Annotated in this window: 18 protein-coding genes and 1 tRNA gene; 7 read left to right on the top strand and 12 right to left on the bottom strand. The window is 72.5% G+C overall.

The genetic code is table 11. The annotated features are described in order from the left end of the window. Positions 1–189: 189 nt before the first annotated feature. Complete coding sequence (locus KK097_RS08770) at positions 190–1257, top strand: FUSC family protein (protein ID WP_214544374.1); 1068 nt, start codon at positions 190–192, stop codon at positions 1255–1257. 378 nt (positions 1258–1635) lie between these two features. On the opposite strand, the gene KK097_RS08765 is transcribed toward KK097_RS08770, so the two are convergent. The 4 genes from KK097_RS08765 to KK097_RS08750 all read right to left on the bottom strand — a co-directional run bounded on the left by KK097_RS08765 (position 1636) and on the right by KK097_RS08750 (position 3229). Beyond that, positions 1636–2241, bottom strand: coding sequence for a histidine phosphatase family protein (locus KK097_RS08765; RefSeq protein ID WP_214544373.1), 606 nt, complete (start codon positions 2239–2241; stop codon positions 1636–1638). Further along, positions 2238–2627 (bottom strand): fluoride efflux transporter CrcB, encoded by a 390-nt coding sequence (gene crcB / locus KK097_RS08760; RefSeq protein ID WP_214544372.1) that lies wholly within the window; start codon positions 2625–2627, stop codon positions 2238–2240. The genes KK097_RS08765 and crcB overlap by 4 nt, the downstream gene beginning before the upstream one ends. Next, a complete protein-coding gene (locus tag KK097_RS08755; protein ID WP_214528650.1) occupies positions 2624–3070 on the bottom strand; it encodes a fluoride efflux transporter FluC in 447 nt (148 codons plus the stop codon). The genes crcB and KK097_RS08755 overlap by 4 nt, the downstream gene beginning before the upstream one ends. An 83-nt stretch (positions 3071–3153) precedes the next feature. Continuing rightward, positions 3154–3229 (bottom strand) — tRNA-Glu (locus tag KK097_RS08750). Between the two features lie 103 nt (positions 3230–3332). On the opposite strand from KK097_RS08750, the gene KK097_RS08745 reads away from it, so the two are divergent. Continuing rightward, on the top strand, positions 3333–4247 hold the full coding sequence (locus KK097_RS08745) for a DUF72 domain-containing protein (protein WP_214544371.1): 915 nt from the start codon (positions 3333–3335) through the stop codon (positions 4245–4247). 110 nt (positions 4248–4357) lie between these two features. On the opposite strand, the gene KK097_RS08740 is transcribed toward KK097_RS08745, so the two are convergent. The 5 genes from KK097_RS08740 to KK097_RS08720 all read right to left on the bottom strand — a co-directional run bounded on the left by KK097_RS08740 (position 4358) and on the right by KK097_RS08720 (position 8965). After that, positions 4358–4993: an MBL fold metallo-hydrolase gene (locus tag KK097_RS08740; protein ID WP_214544370.1), complete on the bottom strand. Its 636-nt coding sequence runs from the start codon at positions 4991–4993 to the stop codon at positions 4358–4360. 146 nt (positions 4994–5139) lie between these two features. Continuing rightward, the gene (locus KK097_RS08735) at positions 5140–5637 is read right to left on the bottom strand and encodes a hypothetical protein (protein ID WP_214544427.1); all 498 of its coding nucleotides are present in this window, start codon (positions 5635–5637) and stop codon (positions 5140–5142) included. A gap of 5 nt (positions 5638–5642) precedes the next feature. Next, entirely contained in the window at positions 5643–6554 is a 912-nt protein-coding gene (locus KK097_RS08730) for a carbohydrate ABC transporter permease (protein ID WP_214544369.1), read from the bottom strand. After that, complete coding sequence (locus KK097_RS08725; protein ID WP_214544368.1) at positions 6551–7576, bottom strand: carbohydrate ABC transporter permease; 1026 nt, start codon at positions 7574–7576, stop codon at positions 6551–6553. Before KK097_RS08725 ends, KK097_RS08730 begins: the two co-directional genes overlap by 4 nt. A gap of 111 nt (positions 7577–7687) precedes the next feature. Next, positions 7688–8965, bottom strand: a complete 1278-nt coding sequence (locus tag KK097_RS08720) for an ABC transporter substrate-binding protein (protein ID WP_214544367.1) — start codon at positions 8963–8965, stop codon at positions 7688–7690. 296 nt (positions 8966–9261) lie between these two features. On the opposite strand from KK097_RS08720, the gene KK097_RS08715 reads away from it, so the two are divergent. Then, positions 9262–10590, top strand: a complete 1329-nt coding sequence (locus tag KK097_RS08715; protein WP_214531525.1) for a glycosyltransferase — start codon at positions 9262–9264, stop codon at positions 10588–10590. Between the two features lie 149 nt (positions 10591–10739). Here the strand turns inward: KK097_RS08715 and KK097_RS08710 are convergent, their stop codons facing one another. After that, complete coding sequence (locus KK097_RS08710) at positions 10740–12071, bottom strand: glycosyltransferase family 2 protein (protein WP_214544366.1); 1332 nt, start codon at positions 12069–12071, stop codon at positions 10740–10742. 157 nt (positions 12072–12228) lie between these two features. Between KK097_RS08710 and KK097_RS08705 the strand changes: the two genes are divergently transcribed. From KK097_RS08705 to KK097_RS08690, 4 genes are all read left to right on the top strand, one after another. After that, positions 12229–12402 (top strand): hypothetical protein, encoded by a 174-nt coding sequence (locus tag KK097_RS08705; RefSeq protein WP_214531527.1) that lies wholly within the window; start codon positions 12229–12231, stop codon positions 12400–12402. Positions 12403–12516: 114 nt separating this feature from the next. Then, positions 12517–13467, top strand: a complete 951-nt coding sequence (locus tag KK097_RS08700) for a beta-1,6-N-acetylglucosaminyltransferase (RefSeq protein ID WP_214531528.1) — start codon at positions 12517–12519, stop codon at positions 13465–13467. Further along, positions 13464–14969 (top strand): lipopolysaccharide biosynthesis protein, encoded by a 1506-nt coding sequence (locus KK097_RS08695; protein ID WP_214531529.1) that lies wholly within the window; start codon positions 13464–13466, stop codon positions 14967–14969. The genes KK097_RS08700 and KK097_RS08695 overlap by 4 nt, the downstream gene beginning before the upstream one ends. Next, positions 14966–16177, top strand: a complete 1212-nt coding sequence (locus tag KK097_RS08690) for a glycosyltransferase family 4 protein (protein WP_214544365.1) — start codon at positions 14966–14968, stop codon at positions 16175–16177. Before KK097_RS08695 ends, KK097_RS08690 begins: the two co-directional genes overlap by 4 nt. A gap of 20 nt (positions 16178–16197) precedes the next feature. Here the strand turns inward: KK097_RS08690 and KK097_RS08685 are convergent, their stop codons facing one another. Both KK097_RS08685 and KK097_RS08680 read right to left on the bottom strand, forming a co-directional pair. Next, positions 16198–17166, bottom strand: a complete 969-nt coding sequence (locus tag KK097_RS08685; protein ID WP_214544364.1) for a glycoside hydrolase family 16 protein — start codon at positions 17164–17166, stop codon at positions 16198–16200. Further along, positions 17151–17625, bottom strand: a 475-nt coding sequence (locus tag KK097_RS08680; RefSeq protein ID WP_439647650.1) for a DUF7402 domain-containing protein, incomplete at its 5' end; no start/stop codon positions are given. The genes KK097_RS08680 and KK097_RS08685, both read right to left, overlap by 16 nt.

Genomic DNA, 17625 nt, shown 5'->3' with positions numbered 1-17625 from the left:
CGTCCTCGTCGATGCGCCGCGGACCGCGGCACGATCAGGCGACTCTACCATTGGTATACCAACACGCGTCACCCCGCCCGCCGCACGCACGTCACCCCGCCCGTCGCACGCGCGGCACCCCGTGGCCGGGCGGCCTGGAGGCCCGTGGCGACTCCCCGACACCCGTCGCGGTGGGAAGATGGTGACGACATGACGACACCTGCGCACTCGACCCGGACCATCAACCTCGAGGGCGCAGCTCGCGCCGCGATCGCCGGTGGCGCACCACTCGCGCTGCTCATCGCACTCGGCATGCCGGGGTACGCCGCCTTCGCCATGTTCGCCGGCTTCACCGCCATCTTCGGCGCGACCGAGCCCTACCGGCAGCGTGCCGTCACCACCGGCGTCGCGGGTGCACTGCAGGCGCTCTGCATGTTCGCCGGCATCGGGGTCGGGCTCGTCGGGTCGCCGCTCTGGCTGCAGGCCGTGGGGCTCGTCGTCGTCCTGGTCGTCGCGGTCTGCACCCTCTCCGCGCTCCGGGCGATCCCCGCGCAGCCGATCTTCCCGGTGTTCGCGTTCGTCGTGTCCGCACTGGTGCCGATGCGCCCGGCCGACGTCCCGCTGGTGGCGACGATCATCGTGTGCTCGGTGGCCTGGGCCTGGCTCGTCGCGATGTCCGGCGCCGTGCTCCGCCGGGTGTTCCACCCGCACGCCCCGCACCGGTTCCGCCCGCTGGCCGACCGCAAGCACCGGTCACTCGCGGTCCTGAGGACGCCGGCGCTGTGGGAGACGGTCGGGCTCAACGTCGTCGGCTCGCTGGTCGCCGGGGCGGTCGCGGAGTCGATCCCCGGGCTCGGGCACCCCTACTGGGCGGTGATCGCGGTGGTGTCGACCCTGCCGGCGAACCGGCAGCGGCACACCGTCGTCCGCGCGGGGCAGCGCGTCATCGGCACGATCGGCGGCACGGTGATCGCGGTCGGGATCCTGCTGCTCGAGCCGTCGGCCTGGTGGATCGTCCTGCTGGCCGTCGTCGGGCAGTTCTTCGCGGAGATCTTCGTCGCCCGGAACTACGCCGCCTGCCTGCTGTTCCTCACCCCGCTCGCCCTGGCGGTGTCGTGGCTGAGCCTGCCCGAGGCGCCGCAGCTGCTGGCCCTCGACCGCATCGCCCAGACCGTGCTCGGTGCCGTGGTCAGCGTGGGGCTGCTGCTCGTCGGACGCGCGATCGAGCGTCGGCGCGGGCGTGCCCTGGGTGCGACGAGCGCGATCCGCACCGTCTGAGGCGCGCCCTCCCGGGCGTACCGGGTCGAATCGGGCGTACCGGGTCGAATCGGGCGTACCTGGTCGAATCGGGCGTACCGGGTCGAATCGGGCGTACCTGGTCGAACCGGGCGTACCTGGTCGTTCCTTTCGACCAGGAACGCCCGATTCCACCTTCCATCGCGCCTGACAGGGGAAGGAACGTACGCAGACGACGGACGGGAGGCCCGTGGCGGCGCCGCCACGGGCCTCCCGTCCGTCGTGTGGTCACGACCACCGTCCCGCGGAAGCGACAGATCGCCGCGGAACATCCGCACGAACCTGTCGCTTTCGCGGCCGGGACGGCCCGGCGTCCCGTGGGTCTGTCGCTTTCGCAAACAGGTCCCACCGACCACGGCGTCAGTCGCGCGGCTGGATGTTCCAGGCGTCGATGACGGGGCGGCCGTGCTCGTACCCGAGGATGCTGACCGAGGCGGTGCCGAGCTTCAGCACGGCGCCGTCCTGTGGCGCGAGGCGGATCCACGCGGCGCCGAGCGCACGCAGCACGTGGCCGTGGGCGATGAACACGGCGTCGTGGCCCTCGGCGAGCACCGGACGGGCACGGTTCAGGATGCGCTCGACGCGGACCCGGACCTCGGCGGCGCTCTCACCGGGGGTGTCACCGGCGGGGACCCCGTCGGTCCACAGGTCCCACGGCCCGTGGCGCAGCACCTTGATCTGCGGCGTGGTCAGGCCCTCGTACGCGCCGTAGTCCCACTCGTACAGGTCCTCGTCGGTTTCCGGCTCGACGCCGATCAGGTGCGCGGTGTCACGGGCACGCTGCAGGGGGCTCGACAGCGCCAGCGCGAACGACCGGTCACCGAGGTAGCGGCCGGCGCGCTTCGCCTGCTCGACACCGTTCTCGGTGAGGGGGATGTCGGTGCGGCCGGTGTGCTGCCCGCTCTTCGACCACTCCGTCTCTCCGTGACGGACGAGGACGAGTTCGCCGGGGCGTTCCGAGGTCATGAGTTCCTTCCGATCCAGAGGCCGAGCGCAGCTGCGCCGACCGAGACGACGAGCATCCCGAGGCCGTTCAGGACGGCGAGCCGGGGCTTGCCGGATCGGAGGAGCTGTACGGTCTCGACGCTCGCCGTCGAGAACGTCGTGTACCCACCCATCATGCCCGTCCCGAGCACAGCGACCGTCGAGGCGGGGAGGGTGCCGGCCTGCGCGAGGCCCGTCAGGACACCGAGCACGAGCGATCCGGAGACGTTGATGAGCAGGGTGCCGACCGGGAACGCGGCGAACCGCGAACCGGCGAACCGGGCCTTGACGACGCCGTCGAGCACGAAGCGCAGGGCGGCGCCGGCTCCCCCACCGACCGCGACCAGGAGCAGTTCGACCGGGCTCATCGGGCGTCCTGCAGCGGTTCGGGGCGGGTGCGGGGCCGGGTGGCGGCGGCGACCCACAGACCGAGGACGACCGCGACGAGTCCGAGCACGACCGACAGCAGTGCGTACCCGCTGCCCGCCGTCCACCGACCGAGGTCGAGCAGCTGCGCGGTGTCGTCGGCCAGCGTGCTGTAGGTCGTGAAGCCGCCGAGCACACCGGTGCCGACGAACAGCCGGACCGCGCGACGTCGACCGAGGTCGGGTCCGCGGCGGGCGAGGGCGTCGAGCAGGAACCCGAGGCAGAACGCCCCGACGACGTTGATCGTGAGGATCGTCCAGCTGATGCCGTCGTGGGCGGGGAAGGCGGTCGCGAGCAGGGCCCGGGCCGCCGTGCCGATCGCACCGCCGAGGGCGACCAGGGCGATCAGCCGCCAGCGCAGGTGCGGTGGTCGTTCGTCGTGCACGGAGGGCTCCTCTCGACGACGACCCAGGCTAGCCGAGACGACGAAACCCCCGCCGAGCCGGAGCTCGTCGGGGGTTTGCGTGCTGGTGACCCCAGCGGGATTCGAACCCGCGTTACCGCCGTGAGAGGGCAGCGTACTAGGCCGCTATACGATGGGGCCGTTCCGACAACTCGACAAGTATTGCACAAGCCGCGCATCCGCACCAAAACGAGGCGTGTCGCCCGGGTGTGCCGCCATGCCCGAGCAGGCATACGGTGGGTCGATGACGGCGGACCACGATGCGATCGCAGCGGTTCGGCACGTCGGCAGCAGCCCCTCGGCCACCGTGCGGGTCGGGCTGTCGGGGTGGCAGTACGACGGCTGGCGCGGGGACTTCTACCCCGAGGGGCTCGCGAAGCGGCGGTGGCTCGAGCACGTGGCGGCACGGTTCCCGACCGTGGAGCTGAACGGATCCTTCTACTCGCTGCAGCGCCCGGCCCGGTACCGGGCGTGGCGCGCGGCCTCGGGCGGGCAGCCGTTCCGGTTCGCGGTGAAGGGTGGCCGGTACGTCACGCACATGCTCCGGCTGCGGAACGTCGAGACCGCACTGGCGAACTTCTTCGCCTCGGGCCCGCTCGAGCTCCGCGACACCCTCGGCCCGGTGCTCTGGCAGCTGCCCGAGCGGTTGCTGCCGACCCCCGAGGTGCTCGACGTGTTCCTCGGGCTGCTCCCCCGGACGCACGGTGCGGCCGCCGAGCTCGCGAGCCTCCACGACGACAAGGTCCCCGACGAACCGGACGGTCTCGTGCAGCCCGACGAACCGGGCCGGTCGATCGAGCACGCCCTGGAGGTTCGGGCGCCCGGCTTCGGGGACGAACACCTCGACGTGCTGCGCCGGCACCGCGTCGCCCTCGTCGACTCGCACGCCGGGGACTTCCCGCGCTTCCGGGCGGACACCGGGGCGCCGCTCGCGTACCTGCGGTTGCACGGTGCGCCGCGGACCTACCACGACGGGTACTCGCCGCAGGCACTCGGCAGCTGGGCGACGACGGTGCTCGAGCACGCCGACGCCGGCCGTGACGTGTACGTCTACTTCGACAACGACGCCGAGCGGCACGCCCCGTGGGACGCCCTGGCGCTCGACCGCCTGGTCGCGGAGCGACTGCGCCGGCGCGGGCGCCGAGCGCGCGACGAGTGAGCAGAAGACACCGGTTGCGCGGACGCGACCCGTCGCCTTCTGCTCATCCCGTGACGGACAGGAGGCCCGTGGCGGCGCCGCCACGGGCCTCCTGGCCGCGCAGCGCAGCCCTAGAGCGTCAGCGACTCCCCCGGACGCAGCACGACGAGCGAGCCGGAGGGCTCCACGGCCTCGCGCAGGCGTCCCGTGTGCATGCCGTACCCGACCTCGGAGAGCGTCGCCTCGTGGATCGGGTAGGCGCGTGCCGGGGCGATCGCGGCGACGTAGTCCATCATCTCGGCGACCTTGAGCCACGGCGCCCCGACGGGTGCCGCGAGGACCTCGACCGGGACGCCCGGGTCGGTGTAGGAGTCGCCCGGGTGGAACAGCCGACCGTTCACGAGCACGCCGGTGTTGTCGACGACCGGCACCGACGAGTGGATGAGCTGGTGGCGTGTGCCGTGGAAGCTGAGCGCGAACGGCCCGACCGTCCGGTGGTCGCCCTCGGTGACGACGTCGACCGGGATGCCGGCTTCGGCGAGCGCCGCGCGGACGCCCTCGGGCCCGATGACGACGGCGCCGGGGTTCGCGTCGAGGATGCGCCGGACCTGCTCGGGGGTGACGTGGTCCGGGTGCTCGTGCGTGACGACGACGGCGACGACCCCGGTCGCGTCGACCGGTCGCGTGAAGTTCCCGGGGTCGAGGACCAGGCGGGCGTCCCCCTCGGTGATGACCTGGCAGGCGTGTTCGAGTTTGGTGACCTCCATGCGGGCGACCCTACGCGGCACCGTGCGGGCGGGGCCCCGTCGTCGCGCGGACGACCAGGTGTGCGGAGGCCGTCGACCCGGTGCCGCGGCATCGAGCGCCGGAACGACCGGTCGCGGTCGCCGCCCGGTGCGACCCGGGAGGCCCGTCAGCCGTCCGTCCCACCCGGCGCGTCGGTCGGTCCGTCCGGTCCACCGCGCCGGGGCACGTGCGCCGGAACGCTCCGGTGCGCAGTGGCGGCCGACCGCCGTCCGGTGTGTGGCGGTCGTCGCGCTGCGGGTGCGACCTCGTCCCAGCCGGCGTGCTGGTGCACCCGTCCGTCCGCGCCGGGCCGGGGGCGGCGACCGGTGGGGTCTGTGACAGCCGTGCGTACCGGGGGCACCGGGGGCGCAGCCCCCACGCCCTGGGCTGCGGATCCACCCGCGCCGCCCTGCGCCGTCGTCCGGCGGAGCACTGCGACCCGCCACCGGTCGAGCGCCACGACACCGAGGACGCACACCAGCAGGGTGAGTGCCCAGCCGAGCGCCGGACGCCCGGTGAGCTCACAGAACACCGTGACGCCGAGGAACAGGACGCCGAACATCCCGACGAAGCCGATGGACTCCTCGATGTGGGCGGTGGGACGGGTAGGTCCACGCTGTGCCATGGTCGTCAGCCCTTCACGCCGCCGGCGGTGAGCCCCGCCACGATGCGCCGCTGGAAGATCAGCACGAGGACGACGAGTGGGATCGTGACGATCGTGCCGGCGGCCATCACCGCCGTGTAGGGCTCCTGGTGCGGCTGCGACCCGGCGAACGAGGCGATCGCCACCGTCACCGGCTGCGTCGCGTCGCTCGAGAGCTGCGACGAGATGAGGTACTCGTTCCAGCTCGAGATGAATGCCAGGATCGCCGTCGTGAACACCGCGGGTGCGGCCAGCGGCAGGATGATCCGACGGAACGCCTGCACCCGGGTGCACCCGTCGATGCGTGCGGCCTCCTCGAGGTCCCACGGCATCTCGCGGAAGAACGACGCGAGCGTGTAGACGGTCAGCGGCAGCACGAACGAGATGCTCGGCAGGATGAGGGCCTGGTACGACCCCATCCACCCGATGTCGGTGAACAGCTGGAACAGCGGCGAGATGAGGGCGACGCCGGGGAACATCGACGCCGCCAGGATCGCGCCAGCGATGAGCGACTTGCCGCGGAACTCGAGGCGGGCGAGGGCGTACGCCGCCGTCGTGCCGACGAGCAGGGCGATGATCGTCACGACACCGCCGATGAGCAGGCTGTTCGCGAGGGCACGTCCGAGGTGGTTGCCGAGCGAGGTGGAGAACGCCGTCGCGTAGTTGTCGAGCGTCACGTGGGTCGGCCACGGGGTGGCGTCGAACGTGAAGCCGACGTCGCGGAAGCTCGTGACCACCATCCAGTAGAACGGCAGGAGGCACCACACTGCGATGACGACTGCCTGCACCGCGGTGCGGATCCGCGGCCCGGTGTCCCGCCGCACCCGGACCTCGGTGCGGTCGACGGCACGGTCGCGCGAGCGGGCGGACGACCGGGGACGGTCTGCTGCGAGCGTCACTTGAGTTCACCCTTCTGCTGGGCGGCCTGCGTCTGCACGACGTTGGCGCCGAGGAACCGCACGAACAGGAACGCGACGACGAAGATCACCAGGAACGTGATGGTGGACAGCGCCGACGCGGAGTTGAAGCCCTGCCGGATCTGTTCGACGACCAGGATCGACAGCGTCGTGGTGGCGTTGCCGGAACCCCCGCCGCCGCCCGTCAGGATCTGCGGCAGGTCGTACATGCGCAGCGCGTCGAGCACGCGGAACAGGATCGCGACCATGAGTGCGGGCTTGATCAGCGGCAGGGTGATGAGCACGAACCGCTGGAGGGTCGAGGCGCCGTCCATCTTGCCGGCCTCGTAGACCTCCTCCGGGATCAGCTGGAGCCCGGCCAGGATGAGCAGCGCCATGAACGGGGTGGTCTTCCACGTGTCGGCGATGATCACCGCCCACCGGGACGCCCACTCACCGCTGGTCCAGAGGACCTGGTGGCCGATCACCTGGTTGAGGACGCCGTTCGCGTCGAAGATGAAGTACCAGAGCTTCGCGGTGACCGCGGTCGGGATCGCCCACGGCACCAGGATCGCGGCACGGACGAGGGCGCGGCCCCTGAAGTTGCGGTTCATGATGATGGCCATCCACACGCCGATCACCGTCTCGGCGAGCACGGTGACGACGGTGAAGAAGAACGTGTTGCCCATCGACACCCAGAACTGCGAGCCGAGGCTGCCGGGCGGGCAGGCGACCTCGCCGCATCGCTGGCCGAGCCAGTGCACGTAGTTGGTGACGCCGGCGAAGCCACCCTCGACGAAGAGCTGGGTGGTCTTGTCGAGGCCCTGGTCGAGCTGGAACGACTGGATGACCGCGCTGACCACGGGGTACCCGATGACGACCGCCAGGAGCGCGATCGTCGGGCCGATGAGGTACACGGCCCAGCGGCCGTGCTCGGCGTTGAGCCCGCCTCTGCGCCGCTGGCGCTTCGGTCCCGTGCCCGTCGGGCTCGGGATGGCTGCGGGGATCTCGGTTGCTGCTGACACGTGTCGGCCTCCTTGCCGGGGTGTCGGAACGCGGGTGGGGACGGACAGGAGGCCCGTGGCGAGCCCGCCACGGGCCTCCTGTCCGTCGGGTGCGGCGTGCGCCGCGTTCCCCTAGCCGCTGGTCGCCGCCGTGAGGGCGTCCTGCATGTCCTTCGTGGCTTCGTCGACCGACTTCGATCCCTTGAGCGCCGCATAGGTGTTGTCCTGGATCGCCTTCGTCACGGCCGGGTAGAACGGCGTGACCGGGCGCGGCTCGGCCGACTCGATCGACTTGAGCAGTGTCGGCAGGTAGGGCAGCTCCTTCGTGAGCTCGGGGTCGGTGTACAGGTCACCCACGACCGGGGCGAGCGAGCCCTGGGTCGCGAAGAACTTCTGCGTCTCGTCCGAGACCAGGAACTCGAGGAAGTCGTGTGCTGTCGCCTTGTGCTTCGAGTACACGCTGATCGCCGCGTTGTGCCCGCCGAGCGTCGAGGCACCGACGCCGTCGGCACCGGGGATCGGGGCGATGCCGAAGGTGTCCTTGACCTTCGACGAGCCGTCGGTCTTGGCGAGGCTGTAGACGTACGGCCAGTTGCGCAGGAACAGGAGCTTGCCGGCCTCGAACGCCGTGCGGCCCTGCTCCTCCTGGTAGGTGATCGCCTCGGCCGGGATGTTCCCGTCCTCGAACGCGTCGACCAGGTTCTGCAGCCCGGCCTTCGCCTCGTCGGTGTCGACGTCGGGCGCACCGTCGCTGCCGAGCACCGAACCACCGGAACCGTTGATCGCCTCGGACGCGTTGACGGTGAGACCCTCGTACTTCGCGAACTGCCCCGCGTAGCAGCCGATGCCGGCGTCCTTCGCGATCGTGCAGTCGTCCATCATCTCGTCCCACGTCGTCGGGGGCGTCTTGACCAGGTCCTTGCGGTAGTAGAGCAGTGCGCCGTCGGACGTCTGCGGTGCCGCGTAGAGCGTGTCGTTGTAGGTCGCGGTCTTCACCGTCGACGGCAGGAGCTTCGAGGTGTCGAGCTCCATGTCACCGGTGAGCGGGGTGAGCCACTTCTTCGCGGCGAACTCCGCGGTCCAGACGACGTCCACGTCGACGACGTCGTAGTTCTCGTCCTTGGCCTGGAAGTGCTGCACGAGGTCGTCGTGCTGCTGGTCGGCCTGGTCGGACTGCTCCTTGAAGGTGACCTTCTCGTCCGGGTGGGCCTTGTTCCACTTCGCGATCAGCGGGCGGACGACGTTCGAGTTGTCCTTGCCCTGCACGTAGGTGATGGGCCCGCGGCTGTCCTGGCCGCTCTGGGCGTCGTCGTCCGCCGAGCTGCCGCTCGAGCAGCCGGTGAGCACGAGGCCGATGACCGCGATCCCCGCAACGGACGCGGACCGCACCCTGGCGCGTGTTGTCTTCACAGCGTTGTCTCCTCGTCGAGATCACCAGGGCGGGTCGGTCGGGTGACGACGGCACAGGCCCTGGAGCAGGCGACGCTGCCTGCTGGTGGAGGAAGCTACGCCCGCCCCGGCTGCACCACAACCGGTTGCACGACATCCGTGACCTGAGTGTGACCCTTGCGGTTCCCGAGACTTCCTGGATGAGCGCTCACCCTCGTTCGGGGCACACGCTCCGCACTGCGGAACCCCGCACGAACCCCGCCACTGCGCGGCCGGTCCGTTGTCCGGACACCACGGGCGGCCCTAGCGTCCCGACCATGACCCTGCACTCCTCCGTCACCGTGCCCGGCCCCCGTCGGGTCGTCAGCGTCGACCTCGACGCACCGCTGCCGCGCCTGGTCGCCGACGAGTCGGGGTCCTCCGCGCTCGTCGTCGGCTACCGCGACGGCTTCCCCGTCACGACCCTCGACGTGCTGCTCACCGCGGACCCGGCCGACGCCGCCCGTGCGATGGCGCCCCTGGTGGACGACCTCGCACGGACGTCCGGCGTTGTGGAGACCCCGATCCCCGACCTCGAGCTCCCGCTCATCTCGATCGTCGTGTCGACCATCGTCACCCGGGTCGAGGACATCCGGAAACTGCTCGACTTCCTCGAGCACCTCGATTACCCGCGGTACGAGGTCATCCTCGTCGACAACCGCGTGAAGCTGCCCGAGGTCGACGCACTGCCCGGGCTGCTCGAGGGCCGTGACGTCCGGCTGGTCACCGAGCGCCGGCCGGGCTGCTCCGCCGGTCGCAACGCCGGGGTCGCCGCGGCGCACGGCGAGATCATCGCGTTCACCGACGACGACGTCCGGGTCGACCCGCAGTGGCTCCGCTCCATCGGCACGCGCTTCGTCCGTGAGCCCGAGGTCGCCGCGGTCACCGGGATGATCCTGCCCGTCGAGCTCGAGACCCCCGCCCAGATCTGGTACGAGGCGTACTACGGCGGCTTCAGCGGCGAGCGCACCTTCCAGCCGGTGACGATCGTGCCGGACGACGTCCCCGGGGTGATGCGCCACGCGCAGGCCACGGCCGTCCGCCCCGACGGCTCGGTGCAGAAGCACTTCGCCGTGTACGGCATCGGCGGCTACGGCGCCGGCGCGAACTGGGCGGTCCGACGTTCCGCGTTCGACGCCGTCGGCGGGTTCGATCCCGTGCTCGGCGCCGGTGTGCCCGCCCGCGGTGGCGAGGACCTGGCGATCTTCATCGACATCCTGTGGAGCGGTGGTCGGATCGGCTTCGAACCCCGTGCGGTCGTGCACCACCGGCACCGGCAGGACCTCGCCGGGCTGCACGGCCAGCTGCACTCGAACGGCGTCGGGTTCACGGCGCTGATGTGCGAGCTCATCGCGAAGGACCGCCGGCACGCGCTGGTGCTCGCGCGGCTGATGCCCCGCGCCGGCAAGATCAAGCTGAAGCAGCTCGTGTCACGGCTGGCGGGCCGGCGTGACGCGGCGGCCGAGACCATCACCGAGGCCTCCACGACCCGCATCCCGCGCTCGCTGGCGTACCACGAGTTCCGCGGCTTCCCGGCGGGTCCGGCGGCGTACTTCCGCAGCCGTCGGTTCTGGCGCGAGGTCGAAGAGGGCCGCTTCCGCCCGTAGGCGGCGCGCAGGAGACGTCCGCACCGGACGGACGGGAGGCCCGTGGCAGCGTCGCCACGGGCCTCCCGTCCGTCCGGTGCGTGCGGTGCGGTGCAGGCGGCGCTTGCCGTGCGTGCCGCGCACGCGGCGCGCGGTCGCCCGCGCCGCGGTCACCCGCGCCGCGACCGCCCGACCACGTACCGCCACGGGCCGCCCAACGCCGCCACGAGCTCGACGCGCTTGAGGCCGGCCGTCGCCTCGCGGAACGCGTCGTCGACCGGCCACCCACCCACGGCGTCCACAGCGGCGGACACCTGGTCCGCGCCGGTGCCGGCACCGGCACCGGCACCGGCCCCCTGGCCGAGCGCGCCGAGCTGCCGCAGCGCCCCGACCGCCCGACGGAGCACGGCCAGTGCGGTGCGCGGTCGCAGCATGAGCTTCGCGACCCATGCGCCGAGGCCCGTGCCGTAGCCCAACGCCTGCGAGCGCAGCGCCGCCCGGTCCGGCCGGTGCTTGTGCCAGACGACGGCCGAGGGCTCCACGGCGAGCGCGCCGCCGGAGAACAGCACCCGGGTGAACAGGTCGGGGTCCTCGCCGGCGCGGGCCAGGGTGCCCGGACCGAGTGCGACGTCGAACCCGCCCAGGGCGAGCGCGGCCGAGCGGCGGAGCGACATGTTGGCACCGGTGCCGAACGCGCCGACGGAGAACGGGAACAGCGGCAGGTCGGCCGGCGGCGCCGACGTGCGGAAGACCCGACGGTCGGTGTTGCGCGCCCAGGTGACGCGCTCGTCGAAGTACCGCTGCGTGGGGGTCCGGAGTTCACCGCTTGGCACGAGGCCGGTCACGCAGACGACGTCCGCGTCGCGGGCGTACGCGTCGGCGAGCGCTGCGAGCCAGTGCCGGTCGACGACCACGTCGTCGTCGACGAAGGCGACCACGACTCCGGACGCGAGGGCGAGTCCGGCGTTCCGTGCGCGCGAGACGCCGGGTCGGGCCTCCAGGACGTACCGCAGGCGCGGCTCCGCGAGCGACGCGACCACGTCGCGGGTGGCGGACGTGGTGGGCGCGTTGTCGACGACCAGGACCTCGAAGTCGTCGTGCTCGGACGCGAGCACCGAGCGCACGCAGCGGCGCAGGTCCTCCGGCCGGTCGCGGGTACCGATGACGACGGAGATGCGTCCGACCGGCGTCCCCGCGGGGGCGGCCGGGAGGCCCGTGGTGCGCAGCGCGCGCAGGGCCGGTCCCAGCTCGGCCGGGTCCACGCCGCCGCCCGCGTCGACGCTGACGTCGACGAAACCGGCGATCTCGCGTCCGTCGCGGACGAGCAGGCGGGCGCGGCCGAAGCCGGTGGCGTCGGCGAGTTCGACGGCGGACGCGGCGAGCGCCTCCTGTCGGTCGACGGCGCCGACCCAGGCTGCGCCGGCCCAGGCGGGCACGTCCGATGACGGCATCGCGGGCGTGAGCGTGAGCACGCGGGTGGTGGTGGCCTGCTGGTCGGTCATGCTCCGATGCTCCGGTGGGGCTGCAGCGGGGTCAACGGCGGCCGCACGCGGTTGCGGCGACGGTCGTCCGACTTGCGGTTTGCCGCCAGCACACGCCCCCGGACGGTAGGGTCGTGAGGACGACTCGGCGGCAGCACGCCGGGCACGAGGAGGACGCATGTCGATGGGCCCCACCGACGAGTTCGGCGCCGTGCTCCCCTCGGAACAGAGCGTCTTCGTGGTCGACGCCGTGACCTGTGTCTGCGGCCACGTGCAGGACGCCCACGAGCACTACCGTCCCGGCACGGACTGCGCCCTCTGCGACTGCCAGAAGTTCCGCCGAAAGCGCTGATCAGGCGCTTTCGAGCACTGACCGATCGGGGGCGGTGCGGGAAACCGCCGCTTCCCCGCAGACGGGCACGGGTCGCCTTGTCGGCCCCGGAACGCCGCGGTTAGCGTCGCGTCCATGGCCATCTCCCCCGCGGTTCCCGCGTGCATCGTCCTCGCCCACGAGGACCCGGCACACGTGCGCCGACTCGTCGAGGCGCTCGACCCGTTCCCGGTGTTCCTGCACTGCGACGCGCGCACCCCCGAGAAGGTGTTCCGCGCCATGACCGACGGGCTGCCCGACCGTGTCCGGCTGCTCCCCCGCATCCGCACCGGCTGGGCACGCTGGGAGAACGTCGCCGCCGAGGTGTCCGGCTACCGGGCGGCCCTGGCTTCGACCGACGCCTCGCACGTGGCCGTGCTGACCGGCAGCGACTATCCGCTCGCGAACCCGACCGAGATCTCGGCGCTGCTCGAGGCCCACCGCGAGCAGTCGTTCATCTCGGTCAACCCGCTGCCGTTCGCACCGTGGGGCCGTGACGGCGGCATCTCCCGCATCCGCTTCCGGCACTGGGCGTGGCGGAAGCACATGCTCCGGCTGCCGGTCCCCCGCCGCGTGCCGGCGAACGTCTCCTTCGCCGGCGGCTCGCAGCTCAAGGTCCTCGCGCGCCAGCACGCCGCCGCCGTCGTGGACACCGTCGACCAGCGCCCCGACCTGGTCCGGTTCTGGCAGCGCACCTGGGTCGCCGATGAGACCTTCGTGCCGTCGGTGCTCAACTCACCGTCGCTGACGCCGGGGTTCGCCGACGAGCACGTCTCCCAGCCGCTCTGGTGGATCGGGTGGGACGGCACGGCGCGGAAGAGCCCGCCGTGGTTGACCGTCGCCGACGCGGGGCAGCTGCTCGAGCGTCGGACGGACGCGGACGTCGAGGTGCAGCACCTGTTCGCGCGGAAGTTCTCGACCGACCGGAGCGCCGACCTGCTCGACGTCGTGGACGCCGCCTTCGGGCTGCGCCAGGGCGCGGGCGCGTCGACGGCGTCGGGGTCGGCGTCGGCGCGGCGGGACGCGGCAGCGGTGGTCGCGCCGTGAGCTTCCCCCCGCAGACCCGCCGCGAGGCCCGTGCAGCGCGCGAGGCACCCGTACCCGTCGCCGCCGTGCCCGAGTCGCTCGACACCGGTTCGGTCGCGGTGCGGAAGGGCGCATCCGTCCTGTTCGGCCGCGGCCTGCTCTACGTCGTCGTCTGGTCGATGCAGCTCGTCGTCTCGTCGCTCATCTCCCCGGTGCTCGCGCACCTCATGCCACCGGCCGAGTTCGGCGTCCTCGCCTCGGCCATCGCCCTGTACCAGGCGCTCGTCGTCCTCGCCGTCCTCGGCATCGACCAGGCGTCGGTGCTGCAGCGCGCCGAGGACGGCGACGACCGCCGGGCGCGCGGCCTCCTGGCCGTCGGCATGATCACCGCGAGCATCGTCACCGTCGCCGCGCTCACCACGATCCCCGTCTGGGCCGACGCCGCCGGCTTCGTCGGCAACCACCCACTGCTCCTGGTCGCGGTGCTCTGGACCGGCCCGGCCGCGATCGTGCAGATCTCCCTGGCGCTGCTCGTCGCCCAGGACCGCATCCGGGTCTTCGCGGTGACGAGCCTGCTGTCCTCGATCGGCGGCTCCGTCATCGGCCTCGGGCTCCTCACCTGGGTGCAGGCCGACGCGACCACCTACGCGTGGGGTGGCGTCGTCGCCCAGGGCGTGGCGATGGTCATCGGCATCGCGGCGACCCGTCCGCGTCTCGCCGGCCTGTTCGACGGCAGGACCACGGTCCGCGCGTTCCGCCTCGGCGTCCCGATCGCCCTCGGCAACCTGTCGTACTTCGTGCTGAACGCCGGCGACCGGATCGTCGTGCAGCGGCTGCTCGGCCCGGACGAGGTGGCCCGTTACCAGATCGCCTACGTCGTCGGCTCGGCCGTCATCCTGCTCCTCACCTTCACCAACCAGGCGTGGGCGCCGCACTTCGCCGCCCTCCGCGACCCGGTCGCCCGCCGGCAGCTCGCGATGCACTCCCGCGACGAGCTGTACAAGATGCTCGCGCCGGTCCTGCTCGCGGTGACCCTGGTGTCACCGGTGGCGCTGCCGATCCTCGCCCCGGCGTCGTACCGGGTGCAGGAGCTCTCGGTCGTCGTCTTCGTCGTCGCGATCACCGCGTTCCCCGTCGTCGCCAGCGGCGCGACCGGACGCCTGCTCCTGGTCGAACGCCGCGGTGTGGCCGTCGGGGTGATCGCCGCGATCGCCGGGGCCGTGAACATCGGCGCGAACCTCGTGCTCGTGCCCGTGCTCGGCATCGCCGGCGCCGGCCTCGCCACCGTCGTCGCCTACGTGATCCTGGCCGCCATGCAGCTGCTGGCCCTGCCGGACCGCCGCGAGTGGCGTGGACCGGGCGCCCGGATCGTCCTGACGACCCTCGCCGCGCTCGCCGTGGCCGCCGCGTCCCTGCTCCTGCCACAGGACGTGCTCTGGAACTGGGTCCGCGTCGCCGGGGTGGTCGCGTGCTTCCCCTGGTTCCTCCGCCGACTGAAGACCGCAAGGGGTGGTGTCTCGTGAGACCGCGACAGGCTGCGAACGACGGCACCCGCCGACTCCGTGTCGGCGTCCTGGTGACCGGACTCGCCATCACCGGCGGACTCGAGCGCTGTGTGCTCGAGGACACCCGCGAGCTCGTCGCCGCCGGCCACGAGGTCGAGGTCTGGCACCGGAACGCCCGGTCCCCGCGCGCGGCCGAGGGTCCGCTGCCCTACGAGGCGATGGGCGTGAAGCTGGTGGAGGCCACCGACTACCGGTTCGGGGTCACGACAGCGCTCCGCGATTCCTGGCGGTTCGCCCGTGAGGGGCTGCGGATCCGACGATCGCACCTCGACGTCCTGTGGTTGAACCGGCCCGAGTACCTGCCGTTCGGCCGGGTCGCGTCGCTGGTCTCCGGAGTCCCGCTCGCGGTGCACCTGCACCACGCCCCGAACTACCGCCGGCTCGGACCGATCGCGGGCGGCCGCACCCGCTACTTCGCCGTCTCACACGCGATGGCCCGAGCCTGGGCGGAGGCCGGCGTGCCGACGGACCGCATCACGATCGTGCCGAACGGCGTCGACACCGGCGCGTTCCCGGCCGCGACGCCGGCGTCGATGCACGATGCCCGCGCGGCCCTCGGCATCCCCGAGGGCACCCCGACGGTGCTCTACTACGGTCGGCTCACCCGGTCGAAGGGCGTGCTCGCCCTCCTGGAGGCATGGGGTCGCGTCCGCACGGCCGCTGCGGCCCGCGTGCCGGTCACCACTCCCGCCGTGGCCGGTCCCGCGGCGCCCGCGCCGCTCCTCGTACTGGCCGGTGCGCTCTACCCAGAGGAGGCGGACGCCGTGCACGCCGCGATCGCCGCGCTCCCCGCCGGTTCCGTGCTCGTGCTGCCCGAGCGGGACGACGTCGTCCCGCTCCTGCACGCCGCCGACGTCGTGGTGGCGCCGTCCATCGAGCCCGAGGGCTTCGGGCGGGTCGTGGTCGAGGCGATGTCCGCCGGCCGTCCCGTCGTCGCGGCGGCGTCCGGCGGCACCGGGGAGATCCTGTCGGGAGACTGGGCGCGGTACACCGTCGACCCGGCCGACCCCGACGCGCTGGCGGAGAGGCTGCTCGACACCCTCGACGACGCCGCGATCGACCCGTCCCTCGCCGAACGGTGTCGCGCGTGGGTCCGTGACCGCTACGGGCGCGAGCCGCACGTGCGAGCGCTGCTGCTGGCACTGCTGGCGCACGCCCGGCGCTGACCGGGCCGGGCCCGACGCCGTCAGCCGGCGCTGGGCTCGGCGGACGGCAGCGTGGCCTCGGGGCTCTCGCCGTCCACGGGCACGTCGATCGTCATCCAGTCGACCAGGAGGGACCCGGCGGCGTCCCGGGGCGGCAGCCCCTCGAGGGACCCGGTCTGCACCACCAGGTGCATGCGCTCCACCGGGATGTCCTGCGTCGTGCTCCCGACGACCTCGTCGTCCACCAGGAACGACATCCGCGAGGGCGTCCACTCGATCGTGTACGTGTGCCAGTCGGCCAGCGACGCGTCGGTCTCGTGGTGGACGCACTTCTCGGCCGGGTCGACCAGGCAGTGCACGTTGAGCCAGGCCGGTGCACCGAGCGCGCCCTCGGGGAAGTCGATCTCGCCGTGCGCCCAGACGTTCTCGTCGCTCCAGAGCAGCACCGCCACCCCGTACCCGTCGACCTCGTCGCTCTTCATCCGGATGCTGTACCGCCCGGAGGTCTGACCACCCCATCGTCCGTCGACGAGCGGGACGACCCCGCCGGCGAGCGGGGTACCCGCCTTCGTCGTGCGCAGGTGCATGTCGAGCATCCCGTCGTGGGCGCTCAGCGTGGACGCCTGGTACCGACCGGTCCCCGCGGTGTCCGCGAAGCCGTGGTAGACGGTGAACCGGTCGTCGTAGGCCGCCTCGAACCCGCCCGGCGGGGTCGTGTCGTCGAAGTCCTCGGAGAACACCCGGGTCCAGCCGTCACCGTCGCCGGTCGGCATCGCGACCCCGCTGGGCCCCGGACCGACTGACGTCGTGCCCGTGGTCGCGGCGGCGACGGCGCCGGCCGCGATCACCAGGGCACCGGCCACGACCGCGACCCGCCGTCCCCGTTTCCGGAGCGGGGTGCGGTGACGGGAGAGCCCGGAGCCGTGGGCGGGTGCGGCGCCGTGTGCTGCGGCCGACTGCTCGTCGACGGGGCGGGGTCCGTCCTCGTCCGGGGTCATCCGGCTGCCCATGCGCGGACCTCCGAGAGACCGACGTTGATCGTGCTGTTCGACACCCCCGTGGTGGTGAACCGCACCCAGGTGACGTTCCGGGCGGTGAAGTCGATCGTCCTGGCACTGCCGTCGTTCGGGAGCTCACCCACGGCGACCCGAGTGCCGTCCGAGAACGTCAGCGTGCCGCCCGTGATCTGGTCGTCGCTGTTCGGACGGTCGTGCAGGACGATGCGCTCGAGCGCGACCGGGGTGGCCCAGTCCAGCTGGAGCCAGATGCCGGTCCGCCCCCAGGGCACGGCCCACTCGGCGGAGTGGTCGACCGGGTGGCCGGACACCACGCCGTCGACGGCCTTCGCGACGGTCTGGCCGTCGGCCGGGTTGTCGGCGATCGCCGTCGGGGTCGCCGAGGCGGTGACGTCTCGCAGGCCCGGAGTGGGCGTCGGGGTCGGGGTGGGCGTGGGAGTGGGCGTGGGCGCT

Origin of the sequence: Curtobacterium flaccumfaciens (genome assembly GCF_018598405.1) — a bacterium.
Lineage (GTDB): Bacteria > Actinomycetota > Actinomycetes > Actinomycetales > Microbacteriaceae > Curtobacterium > Curtobacterium aurantiacum.
This window is presented reverse-complemented; position numbering and strand designations above follow the sequence as displayed.

What these genes read in the sequence shown, in the direction of transcription:
- KK097_RS08685 (WP_214544364.1), bottom strand. Translation starts at nt 17,166, where the DNA reads ATGGGCAGCCGGATGACCCCGGACGAGGACGGACCCCGCCCCGTCGAC.
- KK097_RS08770 (WP_214544374.1), top strand. Translation starts at nt 190, where the DNA reads ATGACGACACCTGCGCACTCGACCCGGACCATCAACCTCGAGGGCGCA.
- KK097_RS08740 (WP_214544370.1), bottom strand. Translation starts at nt 4,993, where the DNA reads ATGGAGGTCACCAAACTCGAACACGCCTGCCAGGTCATCACCGAGGGG.
- KK097_RS08705 (WP_214531527.1), top strand. Translation starts at nt 12,229, where the DNA reads ATGTCGATGGGCCCCACCGACGAGTTCGGCGCCGTGCTCCCCTCGGAA.
- KK097_RS08735 (WP_214544427.1), bottom strand. Translation starts at nt 5,637, where the DNA reads ATGGCACAGCGTGGACCTACCCGTCCCACCGCCCACATCGAGGAGTCC.
- KK097_RS08700 (WP_214531528.1), top strand. Translation starts at nt 12,517, where the DNA reads ATGGCCATCTCCCCCGCGGTTCCCGCGTGCATCGTCCTCGCCCACGAG.
- KK097_RS08745 (WP_214544371.1), top strand. Translation starts at nt 3,333, where the DNA reads ATGACGGCGGACCACGATGCGATCGCAGCGGTTCGGCACGTCGGCAGC.
- KK097_RS08715 (WP_214531525.1), top strand. Translation starts at nt 9,262, where the DNA reads ATGACCCTGCACTCCTCCGTCACCGTGCCCGGCCCCCGTCGGGTCGTC.
- crcB (WP_214544372.1), bottom strand. Translation starts at nt 2,627, where the DNA reads ATGAGCCCGGTCGAACTGCTCCTGGTCGCGGTCGGTGGGGGAGCCGGC.
- KK097_RS08765 (WP_214544373.1), bottom strand. Translation starts at nt 2,241, where the DNA reads ATGACCTCGGAACGCCCCGGCGAACTCGTCCTCGTCCGTCACGGAGAG.
- KK097_RS08710 (WP_214544366.1), bottom strand. Translation starts at nt 12,071, where the DNA reads ATGACCGACCAGCAGGCCACCACCACCCGCGTGCTCACGCTCACGCCC.